Here is a 20,569-nt window from a genome sequence, read left to right as displayed (position 1 = left end):
CCGGAGATCGGCGCTAGCCGATTGATCTTACAGCCGGAGGCTCTCGGTCTCGTCGAGCCCCAGCGCCAGATTGAGGTTCTGGACCGCCGCACCCGCTGCGCCCTTGCCGAGATTGTCGAGCGCGGCGATCAGCCGGGCCTGACCCGCTTTCTCATCGGCATAGACGAACAGGTCGAGCCGGTCGGTGCCAGCGGCCTGTTCGATCGTCAGGAAGGGCGGATTATCGCGTACGACATGGACGACCTTGCTGCCCGCATAGGCTTCGGCCAACGCATCGCGCAGCGCGTCGCCTGTCGGTCGTCCGGGGAGCAGATGCAGATGGAGCGGCACCTCCACCAGCATGCCGCGATAGGTGCGCGCCACCGATGGGAAGAAGATCGGCGGATGGGCGAGCCCGGCGCGCGTCTGCATCTCGGGCACATGCTTGTGGCCGAGGTCCAGGGCATAGGCGCGGAAGGCGGTGTCTGTAGCTTCGGGCGAGGCCGGATCCTCGAACATGGCGATCATCGCCTTGCCACCGCCGGAATAGCCCGACACGGCGTTGATCGACAGCGCCGCATCACCGGGCAGAAGGCCGGCGCGCACCAGGGGCCGCACCAGCGCCAGAAAACCGGTGGGATAGCAGCCAGGATTGGATATGCGCTTCGCCCGCCCGAGAGCGTCGCGTTGGCCGGGGTCGAGCTCGGCGAAGCCATAGGCCCAGTCGGCGGCGGTGCGGTGTGCGGTCGAAGCATCGATCACGCTGACCCTGGGGTTTTCGATCAGCGCAACGGCCTCGCGCGCCGCGTCGTCGGGCAGGCACAGGACGACGGCATCGGCTGCATTGAGAGCCTCTGCACGCGCGGAGGCATCCTTGCGCCGATCGTCGGCGATGGTGATCAGCTCGATGTCGGCGCGGCCCGCAAGCCGGTCGCGAATTTCCAGCCCGGTCGTGCCCGCGGCGCCGTCGATAAAGACCCTGGAGGTCATGCAGTGGTTCTCCGCCGGCTCAATATCGGCCGGTCATGATGGGTGGCGAGACGGGCTACGACATCGGCGAGTGGCTCGATGACTACGCTCATCCAGTGCGCATTGGCATGGATCAGCCGCGTCTCGTCCACCATCAGCCCGACATGGCCCGGGAAACTGACGATATCGCCTCGTCGGAGGGGGGCCTCTTCGGGCAGCAGCTCGCCCAGGCTCTCGCGCTGCATATCGGTGTCACGCGGCGCGATTACGCCCGTGGCGGCCAGCGCGACCTGCGTCAGGCCCGAACAGTCGATCCCATCGTCGCCACGGCCACCCCAGAGATAGGGCATGCCAAGGAAGATTTCGGCGACGGCGACCGCATCGGCGGCGCGCTCATCGATCGCTATGGCATGGCGATGGTGCAGAAAGCCGCCGCTCGTCCGGATGAAGCCATTATCAGCTTCGCCGACGACTTTCGCGCCGAAGGGAAGGGCGCCGATCGCAGGAGATTTGATGGAAGGCCCGGCGAACAGCAGCGCCTCGCGCACGGCAACGCGGTGTGTGGGCTGAATGGGTGCGCCAAGGCTGTCGGCAACGACATAGCCGACATAATGATCGTGCCGCGAATAACCCCACGCCCAGTCGCCCGTCAGGTCCAGCACCGCGAACTCCTCCCCGACCAGAAGCTGGGACGCCGCTTCAGCCTGATGGCTGGGGGCATTGCGGATCATGGTGCCGCTAAGGGCGGAGCGCGACATCGGCGCGGCGTAATGCGGCGCGAACAACGTGCCCGCGAGCGCTACGTCGGCGATGTCGGAGCGAAAAGCACTGGTCCGCGCATCCAGCACGCGGGTTGGTCCATCGAGATGGAAGGCGGTCGCGGGCGGCCGCCCGCCGGCAGTGGAATCAGCCGCGCATCTTCTCGAGATCGATGGACTTTCCGAACGCATCGAGGAAGGCGGCCCCTTTATCGGTCTTGGCGACGAATATGTTGCGACGATCATTATCGTCGCGCTCGCGGCGCAGATAGCCGAGCGAGCCCAAGGTATTCAAGGCGCGCGTGATAACAGGCTTCGACACGCCCAGCTGCTGAGCGAGCCCACGGACCGTGTGCGGCCCCGGCGTGATGTAACTGATGAGCAGAAGCGCCATTTGCCTGTTGGTCAGGTCCGGCTGGCCGGACCGGACGTAGGACACCAAAGCTCGCATCCACTGGGAAAGCTGAGAATCGGCCATAAGCAGCGCCCTTCGCGTGAGATTGATTGCGGGAGCCGGACTCCCTCAACAGAAACACGCACGACGCTATTTCGTTTCACCAGACGACCATGTTTTTCGCGTTTCGCCGTTTAAATCCGGCATCTGGCCTCAGGGCGTAACGAATCTCGCCCGCAGCACCGCGAAAGCGGCGCGCAAACCCAGCGCGTCACCGCCCTTGGGGCGTCCCGGCCTGGGCGATGGGCGCCAGGCGAAGGTGTCGAAATGCGCCCAGGGCGTGTCGTCCGGGACGAAGCGCTGAAGGAATAATGCGGCCGTAACAGCGCCGGCCATGCCGCCTTCACCCGCATTGTTTATGTCGGCTGCGGTCGATTTCAGCATATCCGCATAATCGGCCCATAGCGGCAGCCGCCAGACGGGATCCGATGTGGCGAGCGCGGCGGCGGCGATCTCGGCGGCCAGCGCTTCGTCATTGGCGAATAACGCGGGCAGGTCGGGCCCCAGCGCGACGCGGGCGGCTCCGGTCAGCGTGGCGAAATCGATGATGAGCTCGGGCTTGTCTTCGCCCGCGCGGGTCAGCGCATCGCCGAGCACCAGCCGGCCCTCGGCATCGGTGTTGCCGATCTCGACCGAAATTCCCTTGCGGCTGCGCAATATGTCGCCGGGGCGGAAGGCATCCGCAGCGACCGCATTCTCGACCGCGGGGATGAGCAGGTGGAGCCGGATCGGGAGCCGCGCGCCCATCACCAGTTGCGCCAGCGCCAGCGCGTGCGCCGCGCCGCCCATATCCTTCTTCATCAGCAGCATGGCAGAGGACGGCTTGAGGTCGAGGCCGCCCGAATCGAAACAGACGCCCTTGCCGACGATTGCAACGCGGGGATGCTGTGGGTTGCCCCATTCGAGCTCGATCAGCCGGGGCGCGCGTTCGCGGGTCGCCGCGCGGCCGACCGCCGCGATCATGGGATAGCCCTGTTCGAGGGCATCGCCCTGGGTGACGCGATAGTCGGCGCCATGCGCCTTGGCGACGCCCTCGGCAGCGGCGGCGAGGTCGGCGGGCCCCATGTCGGCGGCGGGGGTGTCGACGAGATCGCGGACCAGCGCCACCGCCTCGGCCAGCGCGATTTGCGCGGGGATGGCGGCGGGATCGCCGGTCAGCAGGATACGTTGCGGGATCGGATCGGCTTTGGCGAGGTAGCGGTCGAAGCGGTGATGGGCCAGAAGCCAGCCCAGCGTGCCTTCGCCCGGGTTGTCGCCATCGATGCGATAGGTGCCGGCGGGCAGCTTCTGGGCGATGGCGGCAAGGTCCCAGGGCCCCGATGTTTTGGCAAGGCCGTAGGCGGCCGACCAATCGCCATCTTTGTGGCCGGGCAGGATCAGCAGGTCGCCTGGCTTAGCCTTGAACTGTCCGGCGGCGGCGAGGGTGCGGACCTGCGGCGGCTGCTCCTTCAGCCAGACGTCGAAATCTTCGGCGGCGACCGGCTTCAGGCTGTGCGCGGCTTCGCCGCGATCGGGGAGGAGCAGGCTGGCGAAGTCGGTCAAGGCGCTCTTCCGGCTAGCGATCGAGGAGCAGGTGCATGCGCGCGGTCGCGATCGGTTTCGACCGGTCGTCCTGCCAGCACGATGCGGTGGCGTTGGCGACACGTTTGCCAACGCGCACGATCTGCGCCACCGCATGGGTGTCGATCATCAGTCCCCCGCGCAGATAGTCGACCGCGACGTTGATCGGCTTGATCCGCGGCGCGTCACCCTCCGAAAATTCGTTATAGAGCGCTTCGTAACATGCCAGTTCCAGCAGCCCGGCGATGACGCCGCCATGGATAAAGCCAGGCCGGCCTTCGATCTCTATCCGCCAGCTCATCGAGAGCATCGGTTCGCCGCCGCTCCGGTCGCGACGGGCGCCGATCATGGCGGCATAAGGGGGAAGGCCGAACATCAATCAGCCGTGAAGAAGAAGCTGGCCATGGCCGATGCTACGGGATCGTCAGGGTCTCCGTCATGCGCCTCACAACGGACGAAGGCGATATTGCGCGCGACACGGTAGCAGGTCGCCCGCGCATTGATCGAGCGGCCAGGGGTTGCGGCGCGCATATAATCAATGCGCAGGTCCAGCGTCGCCATTGGCCGGAAACGATTGTTCCTCGCGATGATCGCGGCGCCCGAAACGGTGTCTATCAACGAAATGATAGGGCCGGACGCCAGAATGCCGATGTCGGAGTTCATGGCCAGCTTGGGATCGTAATCAAAGGCGAGTTCGGCCCAATCGTCGCCCTGCGCGACGAAGCGCAGGCCCAGTTCATCGGTATGGCCGCGCTGGCCAAAATTAAACGTCGCGAGATCGATCTTATCCGCCATTTGATCCCGCATAGGGCGTTATCCCGTCCGTGCAACCCTCAGATTGTCGTCTGAGATCCCAGCTCGACCACGCGGTTCGGTGGAATTTTGAAGAAGTCGGTCGGGTCGGATGCGTTGCGGTACAGGAAAATGAACAACAGGTCCTGCCAGAATGGCATTCCGCTATGCTTCGACGGGCGCAACGTCGACCGGCCGATGAAGTAGCTGGTCTGCATGGGCTCGAGCTTGTTGTCGCTCAGGCGCAGGGCATAAGCGAGGTCGCGCGGCACGTCGGGGCTTTCCATAAAGCCGTAGTTGAGGATCGCGCGGGTGAAATTCTCGTCGATGTTGATGAGCTCCAGCCGCTTGCCGGAATCGACCACCGGTGTGTTCACCGTGTTGATCGTGAGCGCCAGATTACGCTCGTGGAGGATCTTGTTGTGCTTGAGGTTGTGGAGCAGGGCGCTCGGCGCCGCATTCAGATCCGATGACAGGAAGATCGCCATGCCGGGTACGCGCTCGGGAGGACGCGCGCGAAGCATGCGGGCGAGTTCGTCAAGCGCAATCGCCTGGCTCTGGCCTATCGCGAGCAGCAGCTTGCGGCCTCGCACCCAGGTGAAGATCAAGATGGCGACTCCGCCAGCGACGATCAGCGGCGCCCAGCCGCCCTCGTAGACGCGCAGGATATTGGCCCCGAAGAAGAAGATGTCGAGCAGAAGGAGCGGCGCGATCACGCCCAGCGCGAGCGGCAGGCTCCAGCCCCATGTCCGCCGCACCACCATGAAGCCGAGGCAGGTCGTCACCACCATGGTGCCGGATACGGCGATGCCATAGGCCGCCGCCATCGCCGACGAAGAGCCGAAGCCGAGGACGAGGATCATCACCCCGACGAACAGCAGTCCGGTTATCGCCGGCAGATAAATCTGACCGGCGGCGTGTTCGCTGGTCTGGCGGATTTTAAGGCGGGGCAGGAGGCCGAGCTGGATCGCCTGCTGGGTCAGCGAATAAGCGCCTGTGATCACCGCCTGGCTTGCGATCACGGTGGCGCAGGTGGCGAGCAGGACCAGCGGTATGCGGGCGATGCCGGGCGCCATCATGAAGAACCAGTCCTGGTTGGTAAACTCGGTTCCGTTCTCGGCTGCGACCTCCAGGCCGTGGAGCGCGAAAGCCCCCTGGCCCAGATAGTTGAGCGCGAGCGCGGGAAAGACGATCGCCAGCCAGCCGGTCCGGATCGGCTTAACGCCGAAATGGCCCATGTCGGCGGTCAGCGCTTCGGCCCCGGTCACCGTCAGGAACACCGCACCCATCACGAACATGCCCGCCACGCCATGATTGGCCATGAACAGCACGCCATTGTGCGGCAGGAACGCCATCAGGATCGCTGGTTCGTCGAAGATGTGAATGCAGCCGATCGCCGCGATGGTGATGAACCACAGCAGGCAGACCGGGCCGAACAGCCGGGACACGACGGCGGTGCCGCGTGCCTGCATCAGGAACAGGCCGATGATGATTGCCGAGGTGACCAGGATGATCTCCCCGCGTGAAATGGCGTGTTCGAGACCGGGAATGGTCTTGAGGCCTTCTACCGCCGAGAGCACCGACAAGGCGGGTGTGATGATCCCGTCCCCGTAAAACAGTGCCGCGCCGGCCGCGCCGAGCGCCATCACCAGTGTCCGGCGTTTGCGAGTCGAGCGCTGGGCGAGGGCCATCAGCGCGAGCACGCCGCCTTCGCCATTATTGTCGGCGCGCATCAGGAAGAGGACATATTTGCAGGTCACGACGAGGATCAGCGCCCACAGGGCAAGGCTGAGAACGCCCAGGATTTCGCCCGCGACGATCCCGTCTTCCGCCGCCTGGCCTAGCGCCTCGCGAAAGGCATAGATCGGGCTGGTGCCGATATCGCCGAAGACAACGCCGAGCGCTCCCAGCGTCAGCGCCGCCATCGTGTCCTTGCGCCGCCGTGTCTGCGGTTGCCCCGGCTTGGCGTCGGCCTCGTCACTCTGCATCTAGCAGGTCCTCATCGGCGAATCGGCGGGCGGGTTAGGCCTGTCCCGAATAGAATGCACGCGAAATGTTGTTGCGATGCGGCATTGTTTGCGTGGATAGATCAATCGCTGTAAAGGCGATCTCGAACTGCCCCGGTGGCGCGTCCGAATCGACGTTGTCTCCGGGGCTTCTCTGTTTCCCGAGCCCCCGGAGGCCCGACCAATATGACCCGCCGTCGCCAAATCTATGAAGGCAAGGCCAAGATTCTCTATGAGGGTCCCGAGCCTGGAACGCTCATCCAGTATTTCAAGGATGACGCGACCGCCTTCAATGCCCAGAAGAAGGGCACGATCAACGGCAAGGGCGTTCTCAACAATCGCATATCCGAGCATATCTTCACGCTGCTCGGCACCATAGGCGTGCCCACCCACTTCATCCGCCGTCTTAACATGCGCGAGCAGCTGATCCGTCAGGTCGAGATCATCCCGATCGAGGTCGTGGTGCGCAACGTCGCGGCGGGCTCGATCGTCAAGCGGCTGGGGATCGAGGAGGGGACGCAGCTCCCCCGCACGATCATCGAATATTATTACAAGGACGACGCGCTCGGCGATCCGATGATCGCCGACGAGCATATCGCCTGTTTCGGCTGGGCGAGCCAGGAGGAGATGCACGACATTTCCGACATGGCGATCCGCGTGAACGACTTCATGTGCGGTCTGTTCGCCGGGATCGGCATCCGCCTGGTCGATTTCAAGCTCGAATTCGGCCGGTTTTGGGACAATGATTTCAGCCGCGTGATCCTCGCTGACGAGATCAGCCCCGACGGCTGCCGGCTGTGGGACATGACCACGGGCGAGAAGCTCGACAAGGACCGGTTCCGCCAGGATCTGGGCGGCGAGGTTGAAGCCTATCAGGAGATCGCCCGGCGTCTCGGCCTGATGCCCGACGGCGACAACATGATCCTCGACCTGGAAACCCACCGCAAGAATCGCGGCAAGTAATTGCAGTGACTTAGGCGGACGCGGTTGAGAGCCTGTCTCAATCGCTTCCGCTTTGCCGCAATCTTGCCGCATTTTGCCGCAGCGGTATTTACAACCACTACGCTAGAGATAGTCTCCGATCCCGAAGGCAGGGTGCACCGTCACCCGAGTCGGAGAGGAACGAAGCATGGCGACGTCCCGTTTCGAGCACCCGTCCGCGGCGCCGGTGGCGCTGCTGCTGCCCGACCTCGATTGCGAGGGTCTGAGCTATTGGCAGGATCATTGGATTGCGACCCGGATCGACTGCCGGGCGGTGGATCTCGGCCATGTCCGCACCCCCGATCGCAATAACTGCGTCTCCCGCCTGGAACATGCGATGCGGGGGATTGATGCGCCGCTCATCCTCGTCGGCCATGGCCTCGGCGCGCTGACGATCGCCGCCTGGGCCGGGCTGATGAGCAGCGAGAGCGAGGTCGCAGTGGCCGGCGCGCTGCTGATCGGACCGAGCGATCCCGTCGCCGAGCGCGGCGACGCGAGGCTTCAGGACTTCGCACCCCTGCCGGCGACGATCTTTTCCTTTCCGGCGCTGGTCGTTGCCAGCGACGACGACGCCCTGGTGTCGCCCGATCGTGCGTTCAGCCTCGCGCGGCAATGGGGCGCCGGCTTCGCCCGATTTGGCGAATGGGGACATTTCGGCCCGCGCGACGGCCTTGGCTGGTGGCCGGAGGGCGAGGAGCTTCTCGATCGCTTCATCGAGCTTGTCGAACCCGGGCATGCACCGGCGATCGCCGGTATCGACAAATTCGCGCTCGGCGCCGTCAGCGCGCGCTCGGGCGTCTCATCTTCCCTGTTCCGTCCGTAGGGCGGTTCGCGCCCCGTCCGTTCCATCTCCGGGGAGCGGGCGGGGTTGCCTCTTCGGGAACCGATGAAGCTTAGCTGTCACGCTTCCAAAAGATTCCGATGTGGCGTGGGCCGTCCTGGCGCTTTATGGGAGCGCCGATATCGGCCTTGCGCCTCTGGTTTTTGAGAAGGAAGCGGAACAATGAGCAGCCGGACGGAAGCGGTAAAGATCGCGCCGAACGATGCCTTCAACACCCAGACGGTTCTCTGGGTGAAGCATTGGAACGATCATCTGTTCAGCTTCGCGGTGGATCGTCCCGCCTCGATGCGCTTCCGCTCGGGCGAGTTCGTGATGATCGGCCTGCCGACCGATGCACGGCCCTTGCTGCGCGCCTATTCGATCGCCAGCCCATCCTATTCGGACGAGATCGAGTTCCTGTCGATCGCGGTACAGGACGGCCCGCTGACCTCGCGGTTGCGCCACATCATTCCCGGCGATGAGATCTACCTCGCCCGCAAGACCACCGGCACGCTGGTTGCCGACGCGCTGACTCCTGGCAAGCGGCTGTTCCTGCTGTCCACCGGCACCGGCCTCGCGCCCTTCCTGTCGGTGATGCGCGATCCCGACATCTACGAACGCTATGAGCAGGTCGTCATCGTCCACAGTGTCCGCCGGGTGAGCGACCTCGCCTTTCGCGACCTGCTGGAAAGCAAGCTGGCCGGCGATCCGCTGGTCGAGGAAGAAGCCGCCGCCAAGTTCCGCTATATCCCGACCGTCACCCGCGAACCGTTCGAGCGCGCCGATCGCATCACCACGATGATGGAGAGTGGCGGGCTGTTCGCCGGGGTCGATGGCGAGCCGAAGCTCGACCCGGCGACCGACCGGGTGATGATGTGCGGCAGCATGGACATGATCCGCGACTGCTCGGCGATTCTCGAGCGGCTCGGCTTCGAGGAGGGCTCGAACGCCAAGCCCGCCGACTTCGTGATCGAGAAGGCCTTCGTCGGCTGAGGCCGCTCAGCGCGGCCGCAGCAGCTGGTCTAGCCACCCCGGCGCGCCGGTGCTCCGTTCGAGCCGTGGATAGCGGTTGCCCCCATAATAGGGGATCATCACCGTGCGATACTGATCGCCCCGGCGGACGAGCAGTTCGATGGGCTTGCGCGTCGTCACCGCGCTCGTGATCCGCTCGGCAAGCCTGCCGAGCTCGAAAGTTTCGCCATCGATCGCGACGAGGATGTCGTTGTTGGTCAGCGCCGCCTCGAACGCCGGACTGTCCCAGATCACCTGATCGATGCTGCGGTCGCCGCTGTCGATCACGATGCCGAGCGAAAAGCTGAAATCGGCCTGCTTGCGGCGGCGCTCCTCGGTGCGCCAGAACGAGGTCGGCTGACTGGTATAGACGAGCCGGTAGCCGCCCTTTGCGAGCCAGTCGAGCGGCGCGCGGGGCCGGGGGCGATCGACGCGGTTGCGCAGGAACGTCGCCCAGTCATAGGGCGCTATGCCCTGAAGCGTGCGGACGACGTCGTCGAAGCTGTAGGTCAATATGCCCCAGTCGCCGTCGCGTACGCCGAAGAAGGCGCCTGCGAAGTCATCGAGCGAGCGCTTTCGGCCCGTCAGTTCGCGTAGCTTCATGTCGGTGTCGAGCCAGATGAGCAGGCCTTCATTGTAATAATCCTCCGAGCGCTGGAGGCTGGTCCACGGCTGGGGGCGGCGCGCGGCGATGATCGGATCGTTGGTGGTGTCGATCAGGGGCCGCCATTGCCGTCCTGGGCGGGTGTCGAGCGTCGCCGCGATCATCGCCAGATTGGCAAGCGTATCCTCGGTCGAAACGAGGCCGGAGCGTGCCTGCAGCACATAGCCCCAAAACTGGGTCTGTCCTTCATAGACCCACAGCAGCGAATTGCGCATCGGTACGCTGAAATCGGGGGTATAGAGGTCCGCTCCGCGCCGATATTTGCCGTTCCAACTATGGGTATATTCGTGCGGCAACAGGTTGTGACGCGCGGTTTGCTCGTCCCAATGGATGAAATAGCCGCTTGCGACGCCATTTTCGCTCGACCGCTGATGTTCCAGGCCGATGCCGCCCAGCCGGTCGCTGATCGACAGCAGGAATTCGTAACGATCATAATGTTCGCCGCCGAACAGCTTTACGCCCTGTTCGACGAGGCGGCGATGCGCGAGCAGCTGGGAATCGGTCGCCGCCAGTTCCTCGGGCCGGTCGGCGGCGATGTTGAGACGCACCTTGGGGCTCAACTGGAACTGCCGGAAATGGCGGCCGGCAAGCATCGGGCTGTCGACCAGCGTCTCGAAGTCCACCGGGCGGAATGTGAGCGTGCCGGGCCCCTTGCCTGGCGAGGGATCGAGTGCGGTGCCATAGCCCCAGCCGGTGGGCAGGGTGACGCTGGGGGCGACCATGATCCTGCGGGTGAAATAGCCGGCCGGATAGAAGGCGGTCAGGTTCCATTGCAGGCTGAGCATCTCACGGGTCATCACCACGCGGCCCTGCGACGCGGAGACTGGTGAGACATAGTCGAACGCCAGATCGATCGCGGGGATCCCTTCGGGCACGTCGACATGGATCGCATAGACATCGACCGGATCGCGCCGCCAGGAGAGTGTCCGTCCGTTGGCCGTAATAGCGAGGTTCGCGACGTCGTCGATCGGGCCGCGCGGCGCGTGACTGCCGGGGAGCCATTGCGGGTAGAGCAGGTACAGACTGCCGGCGGCCGCGACCGGTATCTGCTGTTTCACGCGGAAAATACCGCGAGCGACATCGGTCGCATCGACGGCGAGGCCGATCGTCCCGGGATAGGGAATGTCGCGCGCGGCAGGCACCAGTCGCTCGACAGGCAGCGGCTGCGGGCGGCTATGGTCGATCGCGAGGGCAGGGAAGGGGCTGGCCAGCGCGGCCAGGGCAAGCAGGGGAATATAACGCATCGGCGGATTAGTCCGTTGTGATTATGGACAAAGCATGCCGCCTTATGCCGCGTTCGTCACCCCCCTGCGGACGTGATCAGAGCCGGGTGAGGCAGTCGCGCGATGCCGCTCCCCGACTGCAATCGCCGTGCGTGAGACCAAGCGCCGCGGCCAGGCAGGCGAGGCCGAAGGCCAGACCGGCGCAGGCCGCGAGCGGAAGATTTCCGGCAGCGCCTGTTCGAGATCGTGCCACCGGCATCATTAGCCGCAGGTCGAACGGTGGCGCTCGATCCGGATCTCGTCGGTCGCCGGCCATGCCTGATGCTCGGCCCACCATTTGATACCGGTTGCGACTCGCTGGCGGATAGCTTCAAAGCGGCTGTGAGCGTTGCCGGAATGATCATATGTCTTTATCTGTTGCATTGTCATCTCCATGGTCTCGAAGACCTTTTAAATATGGACATTCCTTCCTTCACGCCAATCGGTTATCGATTGTCATAGATAAGGTGAGTTTATCGATATGGCGCGACAGATTCCCCCGCTGAGTGCGGTCCGGGTGTTCGAGGCGGCGGCCCGCCACCTGAACTTCACCCGCGCCGCGGAAGAGCTGGCGATGACCCAGGCGGCGGTCAGCTATCAGGTCAGGATGATCGAGGATCGGTTGGGCACCAGCCTGTTCGTGCGATCGGGACGGCGGGTGTCGCTGAGCCCGGCGGGGCAGCGGCTGGCGCCGCAGATCTCGACGGCGTTCGACATGCTCGACGAGGCGTTCGGCAAGGTGCGCGAGGTTGAGAGCGGCGTGCTGACGATAAGCGCGGCGCCGGGTATCGCGGCAAGCTGGCTGGGGCCGCGCCTGGCCAAGTTCCAGATGACGCGGCCCGATATCGCCATCCGTCTGCTCGCGACGGGAGACCTGGCGGATTTCGGCCATGATGGCGTCGACGTCGCGATCCGCATAGGTCAGGGCGATTGGCCCGGGCTGCGCGCGGTGAAGATGTTTCCCGCCGATTTCACGCCGATGTGCAGCCCTGCCTATCTGGAACGGGTGGGGCCTTTCGACGAGCCTTCCCAATTGCTTGAGGTGCTTCGGCTGAACTCCGACGATGTCTGGTGGCGGGCATGGTTCGATCAGGTTGGCGTGACCGTCCGGGAGGATTTCGCCCGCTACTCGCTCCACGTCGACTCGCAGGTGATCGAGGGAATGGCGGCGATTGCCGGCGATGGACTGGCGATGCTGACCCCGCGTTTCTGGCGCTTCGAACTGGCGACCGGCCGTCTCGTCCGGCTCTTCCCGCATGTCGGCAGCGGCAGCGACTTCTGGCTGGTCTGCCCCGAACATCGCTTCAATAGCGCCAAGGTGAAGGCGTTTCGCGAATGGCTGATGGCCGAGGTTGCCGCGGACGAGTGAGCCCGAGCGAGGAACTTGGAAGCGCCTGCGTTCCCAGCTAGGGTCGGGCCATGACCGATATCGCCGAGCTGCCCGACGACAGCATCCGCAACACCCCTTTCGATAGCGCGCTTTCCGACCGTTATCTGGTCTATGCGCTGTCGACGATCACGGCGCGCTCGCTACCCGATGTCCGCGACGGCCTGAAACCCGTTCACCGCCGGTTGCTTTGGGCGATGCGGTTGCTGAGGCTCGATCCCGCGTCGGGCTATAAGAAATGCGCGCGGGTCGTCGGCGACGTCATCGGCAAATATCATCCGCATGGCGATCAGTCGGTTTATGACGCGATGGTTCGCCTCGCGCAGACTTTTTCGCTGCGCTATCCGCTCGTCGACGGGCAGGGCAATTTCGGCAATATCGACGGCGATAACGCCGCGGCGATGCGCTATACCGAAGCCCGCCTAACCGCCGCCGCCGGTGAATTGATGGCCGGGCTCGATGAAGGCACGGTCGATTTTCGTCCGACCTATAATGGCGAGGAAGAAGAGCCGGAAATATTCCCCGGCCTGTTCCCCAATCTGCTCGCCAATGGCGCTAGCGGCATCGCCGTCGGCATGGCGACATCGATCCCGCCGCACAATGTCGCCGAGCTGATCGACGCGGCGGTGCTGCTGATCGACAAGCCCGAGGCCGACACCGCCGAGCTGATGCAGTTCGTGCAGGGGCCAGATTTCCCGACCGGTGGCGTGCTCGTCGACAATCGGGCGCTGATCGCCGAGGCCTATGCGACCGGGCGGGGCGCCTTTCGCGTCCGCGCACTGATCGAGAAGGTCGACGAGAAGGGGGGCGGGTGGCACCTCATCGTCAGCCACATCCCCTTCCAGGTTCAGAAATCCAAGCTGATCGAGCAGATCGCGGAGCTCATCAACGACAAGAAGTTGCCGATCCTTGCCGACGTTCGCGACGAGAGCGACGAAGACATCCGGATCGTCCTTGAGCCGCGCAGCCGCACCGTCGATCCCGACACGCTGACCGAGAGCCTGTACCGGCTGACCGACCTCGAAACTCGCGTGCCGCTCAATATGAACGTCCTCGACGCCAGCCGGACCCCCGGCGTGATGAGCCTCAAGGACGTGCTGTCGGCCTGGCTGAAGCATCAGTTCGAGGTGCTGATCCGGCGCTCGCAGCATCGGCTCGCCAAGATCGCCGATCGCATCGAATTGCTCGATGGCTATCTGATCACCTATCTCAACCTCGACCGGGTGATCCAGATCATCCGCGAAGAGGATGAGCCCAAGCCGGTGATGATCGCCGAATTCGGCCTGACCGACCGCCAGGCCGAGGCGATCCTCAACATGCGCCTGCGCAGCCTGCGCCGTCTCGAAGAGTATGAGATCAAGAAGGAGCGGGACACGCTCGATGCCGAGGGCAAGGGCCTGGAAGCATTGATCGAGAGCCCGGCGCGTCAGCGCACCCGGATGAAGCGTGACCTCACCGCGCTGCGCGACCGCTATGGGCCAGAGACGAAGCTTGGCGCGCGGCGAACCACGCTGTCCGAAGCCGGACCGGCGCGGGAGATCCCGCTGGAGGCCATGATCGAGCGCGAGCCGGTGACGGTGATCCTGTCGCAACGGGGTTGGATCCGCGCCATGAAGGGCCATGTCGACGACGCCGCGATCGCCGCGGTGAAGTTCAAGGAGGGCGATGGTCCGTCCTATGCGATCCGCGCACAGACCACCGATCGCATCCTGCTCGCGACCGATCAGGGGCGCTTCTACACGCTGCCCGCCGATAAGCTGCCCGGCGGGCGCGGATTTGGCGAACCGGTGCGGCTGTTCGCCGACATCGATGCCGATGCGCGCGTCGCCGCGCTGCTGGTCGCGAAGGCCGGTAACGAGCTGCTGCTGGCCTCGGCCGAGGGCAAGGGTTTCGTCGTCGACATGGGCGAAGTGACCGCCGAGACCCGCAAGGGCAAGCAGGTGGTGAACCTGCGCGAGGGCGGACGACTCAAGGTGATCCATCCGGTTTCGACTGCGGACGATTATGTCGCGGCCATCGGCGATAACCGCAAGATGGTGATCTTCCCGCTGAGCGAGTTGCCGCGCATGTCACGCGGGCAGGGTGTCACCATTCAGCGCTACAAGGATGGCGGACTGTCGGACGTCATCAGCTTCCGGCTGGACGACGGTCTAAGCTGGACGATGGGCGGCGACAGCGGCCGTACCCGTACCGAGACCGATCTGACTCCGTGGCGCGCGGCGCGCGGCGCGGCGGGCCGGATGCCGCCGGTCGGCTTCCCGCGCGACAATCGTTTCGGGGGCTAGCGTCGCGGGTAACCGAACCCCTAACTGCTTCGAAACAGAGCGTTAACCCTCGGCTGCTAATGCGGTCGGACGATGCGGGCGGCGAAAACCCAGATAGTTATACCAGCCGGTAAGGGTCTCGAGCCTGCCGCGTCGCCGACGCATATCCTGCCCGTCGCCTTTCAGGAACTGCTCGACACGCCCCGCAGCGCCGAGCGGCAAGAGTTCATCGACACGCTACCGATCGCGATCGCCATCGTCGCACTGGTCGATCGCAAGCCGATAATTTTGACCAGAAACCGGGCATTTTTGCAGCTCGCCGATCGCCGAGGCAGCTTCATCGAGGCGGACGCCGGAAGCGATCTTTGCGCCGGCATAGCTCTCCCGCTGCTGCCGGTGGTCGAGGCATTCCTGCTTTCCGACGAACAGGAAAGATCCTTCGATATGGAGGAGGGCGACGGCATCAGTGGCCGCCACTTCGCGATCCGGCTGGCGCGCCTGAGCGGTAGCGAATCGCAGGCTCCGCGTTGCATGGTTTCGCTGATCGATCGCACCCAGCAAGTCGAAGGCGAGCGTTCGCTGCGTTCGCAGATGCTGCGCGACAGCCTGACCGGCCTGCCCAACCGCGCCGCCTTCACCGAGCAGGTCGAAAGCGCGATGCTCAATTTCGAGACCGAAGGCCGCCAGTTCGCGGTCCTGCTGGTCGATCTCACGCGCTTCAGCCGGGTCAATGAAGGCGTCGGATCCCTGGCCGGCGACGAACTGATCATTACGGTGGCCCGGCGGCTGATATCGGCGTTGCGCGCGGGTGATGTGCTCGCCCGGCTCGCGGGCGACGAATTCGCAGTGCTGCTCAGCGTCGCCGACGACAGTTCGGAGGCGATGCGCGCGGCCCGGCGTATGCAGGCCTGTTTGTCGACCCCGATCCGCCTGGGCGACCTGGAGATCAAGATCGACTGCGCCGTCGGCGTCGCAATGATGTCTTCTGCGATCGACGCGGCCGACGACCTGATCCGCAACGCCCAGTTCGCGATGAAGCGCGCCAAGCAGTCGGGGCATGCCGAAATCTATCAGGCGTGCGACAGCACCGCCGCGCGCCAGCGCTTCAGCCTGGAAACAGAATTGCGCCGCGCGATCGAGCGCGACCAGCTTCAGCTCGCCTTCCAGCCGCTGATCGACCTCAACACCGGGAGGGTTTCGGGCTTCGAGGCGCTCGCCCGTTGGGAGCATGCCGAGAAGGGCACCATCTCGCCGGCCGAGTTCATCCCGGTCGCTGAGGAATCGGGACTGATCGTACCGCTTGGACGCTGGGCCCTGCGCGCCGCCACCCGCACGCTCGCCGAATGGGATCGCAAGGCCGGCATGCAGTTGCCCGTCCACGTGGCGGTCAATGTCTCGGCGGTGCAGTTCCAGCGCGACGATGTCGTCGCCGCCGTGAATGCCGCGCTGATGGAGAGCGGCATCGGGGGTAACCGGCTCAAGATCGAGCTCACCGAAAGCTGTATCGTCAGCGACCCCGATGGCATCGCCAATGTGTTGCGCGCGATCCACGATCTCGACGTCCTGATCGCGATGGACGATTTCGGCACCGGCTATTCGAGCCTCGCCTATCTCCAACGCCTGCCGATCGACGTGCTCAAGATCGACCGCAGCTTCATAGCTCCGATGCTGGAGGACCGCGACTCGGTCGCCATCGTCCGCGCGGTGCTCGGCCTCGCATCGGCGCTGGGCATGACCACCACCGCCGAAGGCGTCGAGACGCAGGAGCTGGTGGAAACGCTGATCGGCCTGGGTTGCGACGTCGCACAGGGCTATTATTTCGCCCGTCCGCTGCCCGCGGATCAGGCCTATGCCTATTTGCGCGAGCGAATGGCCTGATCGACTTCTTCGGCGGTGATCGCGGTAACGCGATCACCGCCGGGAAAATCTTCGGCGATCCAGCGCCGCTCGATCGCCTGCAACGTCGCCGCGACTGTCGGTCCCGCCTTCAGGCCCATCCCGATCAGGTCGCCGCCGCCGACCGGCAGGCGAGGACGCTCCCAGTTCGTGAGCTGCTCCAGTCCGAGCATTTCTACGTCATCGCCGCCGCGCAACAGGACATCCGCAGCGACCTCAGGTCCGTAGCGATAGGCCAGCGCGCGCGCCGAATCCGCATCCGACAGCGCCTGTTCGAGCCGGCGCGTGGCGGCTTTTGAAAGCTTGAGGCGCTTTGCGATCGACACCGCAGTCCCGGCATCGATCGGGAGCAGCGCGCCGAGTCGCCGCAGGGCATTGCCCGCGATCCCGGCCTCCCGCTCGCGCGCGATCAGCGTGACGAGCCGCTCGACGCCGGCAGCGTCGATCTCCGGAATGATCGGGCGGAATATCCCATTGTCGGCCATCAGCCGTACGGTGGGCCCCGGATCGGGGCAGGTCAGCAGCTTGAGCAGTTCGTCGGCAATCCGCTCGCGCGATAGCGCCATCAGGTCGTTCGCACGGGCGATGCAGGCGGCGAGCCCAGCAGCATCCGGCGCGCCGCGACCGAAGCGGGCGTGGAAGCGGAACAGTCGCAGGATGCGGAGGTGATCCTCGGCGATCCTTTGCAGCGGGTCGCCGATGAAGCGGACAATGCCTTTTTCCAGATCGGCGATGCCGCCGAAATAGTCATGGACCTCACCGCTCAACGGATCGGCCGAAAGCGCATTGATCGTGAAGTCGCGCCGCGCTGCGTCTTCTCGCCATTCGTCGGTGAAGGCGACCACGGCATGGCGGCCATCCGTCGAGACATCCCGGCGCAACGTCGTCACCTCGACCGGTCCGGATGGGAGCAGGGCGGTCACGGTACCATGTGCGATCCCGGTCGGAATCGCCTTGAAGCCGGCAGCGGCGATGCGGCGGCTGCTCTCTTCGGGGAGCAGCCGGGTCGCACAGTCGATATCCTTGACGGCCATGCCGTGCAGCGTGTCGCGGACCGCGCCGCCGACGAAGCGGATATCGCCCTCAGTCCCACCCAGCGCGGCGATCAATGCGTTAAGCCCGGCATTGTTGCGCCAGGCGGCATCGGGCAGACGGGTCATGCCAGCGTTCCGATGGCGCCGCGCAGACGCGGGGCGAGGCTTACGATCAGCCCTGCCGTTACCCCCCAGATGCGCTCTTCCGGCCAGTCGATCTCATAGAAATGCCTTTCGATCCCGTTGAAGATCGCGGATTTGCGTAGATGATTTGCCTCGGCAAGCAGATGATCGAGCGGTACCTCGAAAACCCCGGCAACCTCGGCTTCGTGCGGCTTCAGCTCCAGTCCGTCGGGAATGACGCCGATCACCGGCGTGATCAGGTAGCCCGAACCGGTCGCATGCGAGCGAGTCGCGCCGATGATGTCTACCCGATCGGCGGGCAGGCCGACCTCTTCCCACGCCTCGCGCAAGGCCGCCCCGATCGGGCCGTCATCCTCGGGATCGAGCCTGCCGCCGGGAAAGGCGACTTGCCCGGCATGCGAGCGAAGCCCGGCGTCGCGGACGGTAAGCAGGACGCGGGGTATCGGGGCATCGATGATCGGGACCAGCACCGCGGCGTGTATCAGCCTTCCTACATCGGCAATCAGATCGGGCTGATCGAGCAGAGGCGCGGCTTCGGTTTCGTCATGATCCGCGAAGCTGCGCCGCAGGCGCTCGGCGAGGCGGTTCATTGCGCGTCGAGCGCGAAGAATTGGCCCTCGCTCCATAGGCCGGGAGGCTCATGCCCCTCGTCGAGTGCGAGGTTTACCAGCTCATAATAGACCGATCGCGCGATCAGCGCGTCGAGCCCCTTGCGGACCGTCACATAAGGATGTGGTCCGTCATCCTTTTCACTAACGCGGAGCGGATGCTCGCCATCGGCGATGACGATATCGCCGGTGTTGAGCCGGAAGGCGAGGCGGCGCTGCTCGCCCCGACCCTCGCTCTTGAGTTCGACGGCGACGAACGGCGCGTCGTCGACCGCGATCGACAGTTTCTCGACCGGCGTGACAAGCACATAGCCGCCATCGGCTTCGCGACGAAGGATGGTGGAGAACAGGCGCACCATCGCGGGGCGTCCGATCGGCGAACCCTCGTGGAACCAGGTTCCGTCGCTGGCGATCCGCATATGGCTATCGCCGCAATGATCCGGATTCCATTTCTCGACCGGCGGCAGCTTGTTCTCCGCGCCCAGCGCGGCGATGTCGCTGAGCGACAGACCGGCGAAATCCTGAGGAGGGCGCGTCTCGGGCATGACGGCGCTGTGCCGTCAATCGCCGCCGGGCACAAGGGCCTGATCGGCCGGGGCGGATGCACTTTGTTCTTCGGCTGACCGCGATGAATCAGGGCCCGTCGCCGCGCCGCGCGGGCCGAGCGCCGCGTGCGGCGGCACCTGCTGGCCGGAGCGCAGCCGCACCAGCAATCGATCGCGATCGACGGGGCCGGGCAGGGTCCATCCGCCAGTGTGCCGGGCGGAGAAGCCGAAGAAGCGATCATAATAGTCCGCGTCGCCGATGAGCATCATCGGCTCGCTGTCCAGCACGTCCGACCGGTCGAGCGCCGCCGCCACCAGCATGCGGCCAATGCCGTCGCGCTGCCTTTCGGGGCGGACCGCGACCGGGCCGACGAGGATCAGCGGAGCGATGTTGCCTCCGGCATCGGTGAGCTGGACCGGCCAGCATTGGATCGAGCCCACCAGCACGCCATCCTCGACCGCCGCGAGGCTCAGTTCGGGAACGGGGTCGGTCCCCTCGCGCAGGCGATAGGCGGTCCGCTGGTGGCGATCCGTTCCAAAAGCCTCGTCGAGAAGCTCTTCGACCTCGAAAAGGTCAACCGATGCGATGGGAACCAGTGTGATCAATTCGCGAATCTATCCTGTATGATATGCCGAACCGTCTGGACGGCGCGGACGGGCGCGTTTAGCGGTTCGCAGATGATTGCCAAGCAAAATCAGGTTGCGCTTTTATGAAGCTTTTCGATGCCGATTGGGCGCCGAGCCCGCGCCGGGTGCGTATTTTCCTGGCCGAAAAGGGCATAGCCGTCGAGCGGATTCAGGTCGACATCAAGACGGGCGAGCATCTCGACCCCGACTTTGTCGGCATCAACCCGCAGCGGCAGATACCGGTGCTGTTGCTGGACGATGGCACGCTGATCGACGATTCGCTCGGCATCTGCCGTTACTTCGAGGCCCTTCAGCCCGACCCGCCAATGTTCGGCAGGACGCCGGTGGAGATCGGCCTGATCGAGTCCTGGCTTCGCCGCATCGAACATGATTGTTTTCAGGCGGTGGCGGCCGCGTTCCGGAACAAGGTGGGCGTGTTCGCCGGCCGCGCGGTCAGTGGGGAATGGCCGCCGATCGAACAGATCCCGGCGATGGTGGAGCGGGGCCGCACGATGTGGACGGCTTTCGCCGATGTGCTCGACGCGCGACTCGAACAGCGGCGCTTCGTGGCGGGGGCAAACTTCTCGATGGCGGACATTGCCGCGCTCGTCTCGATCGATTTCGGCATGGGGACGCGCCTGCCCGATCCGCGCGAGGGCCGCCCCGCTCTGGCCCGCTGGCATGCCGAGATGTCGGCGCGGCCATCGGCGGCGGCATGAGGCTTTTCCCCACCAATTGTGGACAGGCTGTGGATAAGCTGTGGATAGCGCCCTCCGCGCGCATCATATCATGGCGCCCCGACCGGCTT

Annotated in this window: 20 protein-coding genes; 7 read left to right on the top strand and 13 right to left on the bottom strand. The window is 64.9% G+C overall.

Translation table 11 applies throughout. The features are described 5' to 3' along the window. Positions 1 to 27: 27 nt before the first annotated feature. The 7 genes from argC to WP12_RS08810 form a co-directional block, all read right to left on the bottom strand. Positions 28 to 969, bottom strand: coding sequence for an N-acetyl-gamma-glutamyl-phosphate reductase (argC, locus tag WP12_RS08840; RefSeq protein ID WP_046193344.1), 942 nt, complete (start codon positions 967 to 969; stop codon positions 28 to 30). Further along, the gene (locus WP12_RS08835) at positions 966 to 1,898 is read right to left on the bottom strand and encodes a C40 family peptidase (protein ID WP_046193343.1); all 933 of its coding nucleotides are present in this window, start codon (positions 1,896 to 1,898) and stop codon (positions 966 to 968) included. The genes argC and WP12_RS08835 overlap by 4 nt, the downstream gene beginning before the upstream one ends. Next, the gene (locus tag WP12_RS08830) at positions 1,855 to 2,184 is read right to left on the bottom strand and encodes a MarR family transcriptional regulator (RefSeq protein WP_084691052.1); all 330 of its coding nucleotides are present in this window, start codon (positions 2,182 to 2,184) and stop codon (positions 1,855 to 1,857) included. Before WP12_RS08830 ends, WP12_RS08835 begins: the two co-directional genes overlap by 44 nt. A 129-nt stretch (positions 2,185 to 2,313) precedes the next feature. Continuing rightward, positions 2,314 to 3,702: a leucyl aminopeptidase family protein gene (locus WP12_RS08825; protein ID WP_046193342.1), complete on the bottom strand. Its 1,389-nt coding sequence runs from the start codon at positions 3,700 to 3,702 to the stop codon at positions 2,314 to 2,316. 13 nt (positions 3,703 to 3,715) lie between these two features. Further along, positions 3,716 to 4,096, bottom strand: a complete 381-nt coding sequence (locus WP12_RS08820; protein WP_046193341.1) for a PaaI family thioesterase — start codon at positions 4,094 to 4,096, stop codon at positions 3,716 to 3,718. Next, complete coding sequence (locus tag WP12_RS08815) at positions 4,096 to 4,515, bottom strand: PaaI family thioesterase (protein ID WP_235399068.1); 420 nt, start codon at positions 4,513 to 4,515, stop codon at positions 4,096 to 4,098. Before WP12_RS08815 ends, WP12_RS08820 begins: the two co-directional genes overlap by 1 nt. Before the next feature lie 38 nt (positions 4,516 to 4,553). Then, positions 4,554 to 6,500: a potassium transporter Kup gene (locus WP12_RS08810; protein ID WP_046193339.1), complete on the bottom strand. Its 1,947-nt coding sequence runs from the start codon at positions 6,498 to 6,500 to the stop codon at positions 4,554 to 4,556. 204 nt (positions 6,501 to 6,704) lie between these two features. Here WP12_RS08810 and purC point away from each other — a divergent pair, with 204 nt between their 5' ends. From purC to WP12_RS08795, 3 genes are all read left to right on the top strand, one after another. Further along, a complete protein-coding gene (gene purC / locus WP12_RS08805; RefSeq protein ID WP_046193338.1) occupies positions 6,705 to 7,481 on the top strand; it encodes a phosphoribosylaminoimidazolesuccinocarboxamide synthase in 777 nt (258 codons plus the stop codon). A gap of 166 nt (positions 7,482 to 7,647) precedes the next feature. Further along, complete coding sequence (locus tag WP12_RS08800; RefSeq protein WP_046193337.1) at positions 7,648 to 8,322, top strand: RBBP9/YdeN family alpha/beta hydrolase; 675 nt, start codon at positions 7,648 to 7,650, stop codon at positions 8,320 to 8,322. 180 nt (positions 8,323 to 8,502) lie between these two features. Further along, a complete protein-coding gene (locus WP12_RS08795; protein WP_046193336.1) occupies positions 8,503 to 9,312 on the top strand; it encodes a ferredoxin--NADP reductase in 810 nt (269 codons plus the stop codon). A gap of 6 nt (positions 9,313 to 9,318) precedes the next feature. Here WP12_RS08795 and WP12_RS08790 read toward each other — a convergent pair whose 3' ends face one another. Together WP12_RS08790 and WP12_RS25250 are read right to left on the bottom strand one after the other, a co-directional pair. Continuing rightward, positions 9,319 to 11,238: a M61 family metallopeptidase gene (locus tag WP12_RS08790; RefSeq protein ID WP_046193335.1), complete on the bottom strand. Its 1,920-nt coding sequence runs from the start codon at positions 11,236 to 11,238 to the stop codon at positions 9,319 to 9,321. 240 nt (positions 11,239 to 11,478) lie between these two features. Continuing rightward, positions 11,479 to 11,640, bottom strand: coding sequence for a hypothetical protein (locus WP12_RS25250; RefSeq protein ID WP_160299196.1), 162 nt, complete (start codon positions 11,638 to 11,640; stop codon positions 11,479 to 11,481). A gap of 97 nt (positions 11,641 to 11,737) precedes the next feature. On the opposite strand from WP12_RS25250, the gene gcvA reads away from it, so the two are divergent. The 3 genes from gcvA (at position 11,738) to WP12_RS08775 (ending at position 16,785) form a co-directional block, all read left to right on the top strand. Next, a complete protein-coding gene (gene gcvA, locus WP12_RS08785; protein WP_046193334.1) occupies positions 11,738 to 12,625 on the top strand; it encodes a transcriptional regulator GcvA in 888 nt (295 codons plus the stop codon). Positions 12,626 to 12,675: 50 nt separating this feature from the next. Further along, the gene (gene parC, locus WP12_RS08780; protein WP_046193333.1) at positions 12,676 to 14,928 is read left to right on the top strand and encodes a DNA topoisomerase IV subunit A; all 2,253 of its coding nucleotides are present in this window, start codon (positions 12,676 to 12,678) and stop codon (positions 14,926 to 14,928) included. A gap of 72 nt (positions 14,929 to 15,000) precedes the next feature. Next, positions 15,001 to 16,785, top strand: coding sequence for a putative bifunctional diguanylate cyclase/phosphodiesterase (locus WP12_RS08775; RefSeq protein WP_046193332.1), 1,785 nt, complete (start codon positions 15,001 to 15,003; stop codon positions 16,783 to 16,785). Here the strand turns inward: WP12_RS08775 and WP12_RS08770 are convergent. The 4 genes from WP12_RS08770 to WP12_RS08755 are packed head-to-tail and all read right to left on the bottom strand — an operon-like array spanning position 16,761 to position 19,740. Next, a complete protein-coding gene (locus tag WP12_RS08770) occupies positions 16,761 to 17,963 on the bottom strand; it encodes a CCA tRNA nucleotidyltransferase (RefSeq protein WP_046193331.1) in 1,203 nt (400 codons plus the stop codon). The genes WP12_RS08775 and WP12_RS08770 overlap by 25 nt on opposite strands. Further along, positions 17,960 to 18,571 (bottom strand): CoA pyrophosphatase, encoded by a 612-nt coding sequence (locus tag WP12_RS08765; RefSeq protein WP_046193330.1) that lies wholly within the window; start codon positions 18,569 to 18,571, stop codon positions 17,960 to 17,962. The genes WP12_RS08770 and WP12_RS08765 overlap by 4 nt, the downstream gene beginning before the upstream one ends. Further along, the gene (locus WP12_RS08760) at positions 18,568 to 19,134 is read right to left on the bottom strand and encodes a DUF1285 domain-containing protein (RefSeq protein WP_046193329.1); all 567 of its coding nucleotides are present in this window, start codon (positions 19,132 to 19,134) and stop codon (positions 18,568 to 18,570) included. Before WP12_RS08760 ends, WP12_RS08765 begins: the two co-directional genes overlap by 4 nt. Positions 19,135 to 19,149: 15 nt before the next feature. Further along, positions 19,150 to 19,740: a GNAT family N-acetyltransferase gene (locus tag WP12_RS08755; RefSeq protein ID WP_084691051.1), complete on the bottom strand. Its 591-nt coding sequence runs from the start codon at positions 19,738 to 19,740 to the stop codon at positions 19,150 to 19,152. 104 nt (positions 19,741 to 19,844) lie between these two features. On the opposite strand from WP12_RS08755, the gene WP12_RS08750 reads away from it, so the two are divergent. Continuing rightward, positions 19,845 to 20,480, top strand: coding sequence for a glutathione S-transferase family protein (locus WP12_RS08750; RefSeq protein ID WP_046193328.1), 636 nt, complete (start codon positions 19,845 to 19,847; stop codon positions 20,478 to 20,480). Positions 20,481 to 20,569 lie beyond the last annotated feature (89 nt).

The organism is Sphingomonas sp. SRS2 (genome assembly GCF_000971055.1).
GTDB lineage: Bacteria > Pseudomonadota > Alphaproteobacteria > Sphingomonadales > Sphingomonadaceae > Rhizorhabdus.
The sequence above is the reverse complement of the archived record's forward strand: the minus strand, read 5'-3'. Positions and strand labels throughout refer to the sequence as shown.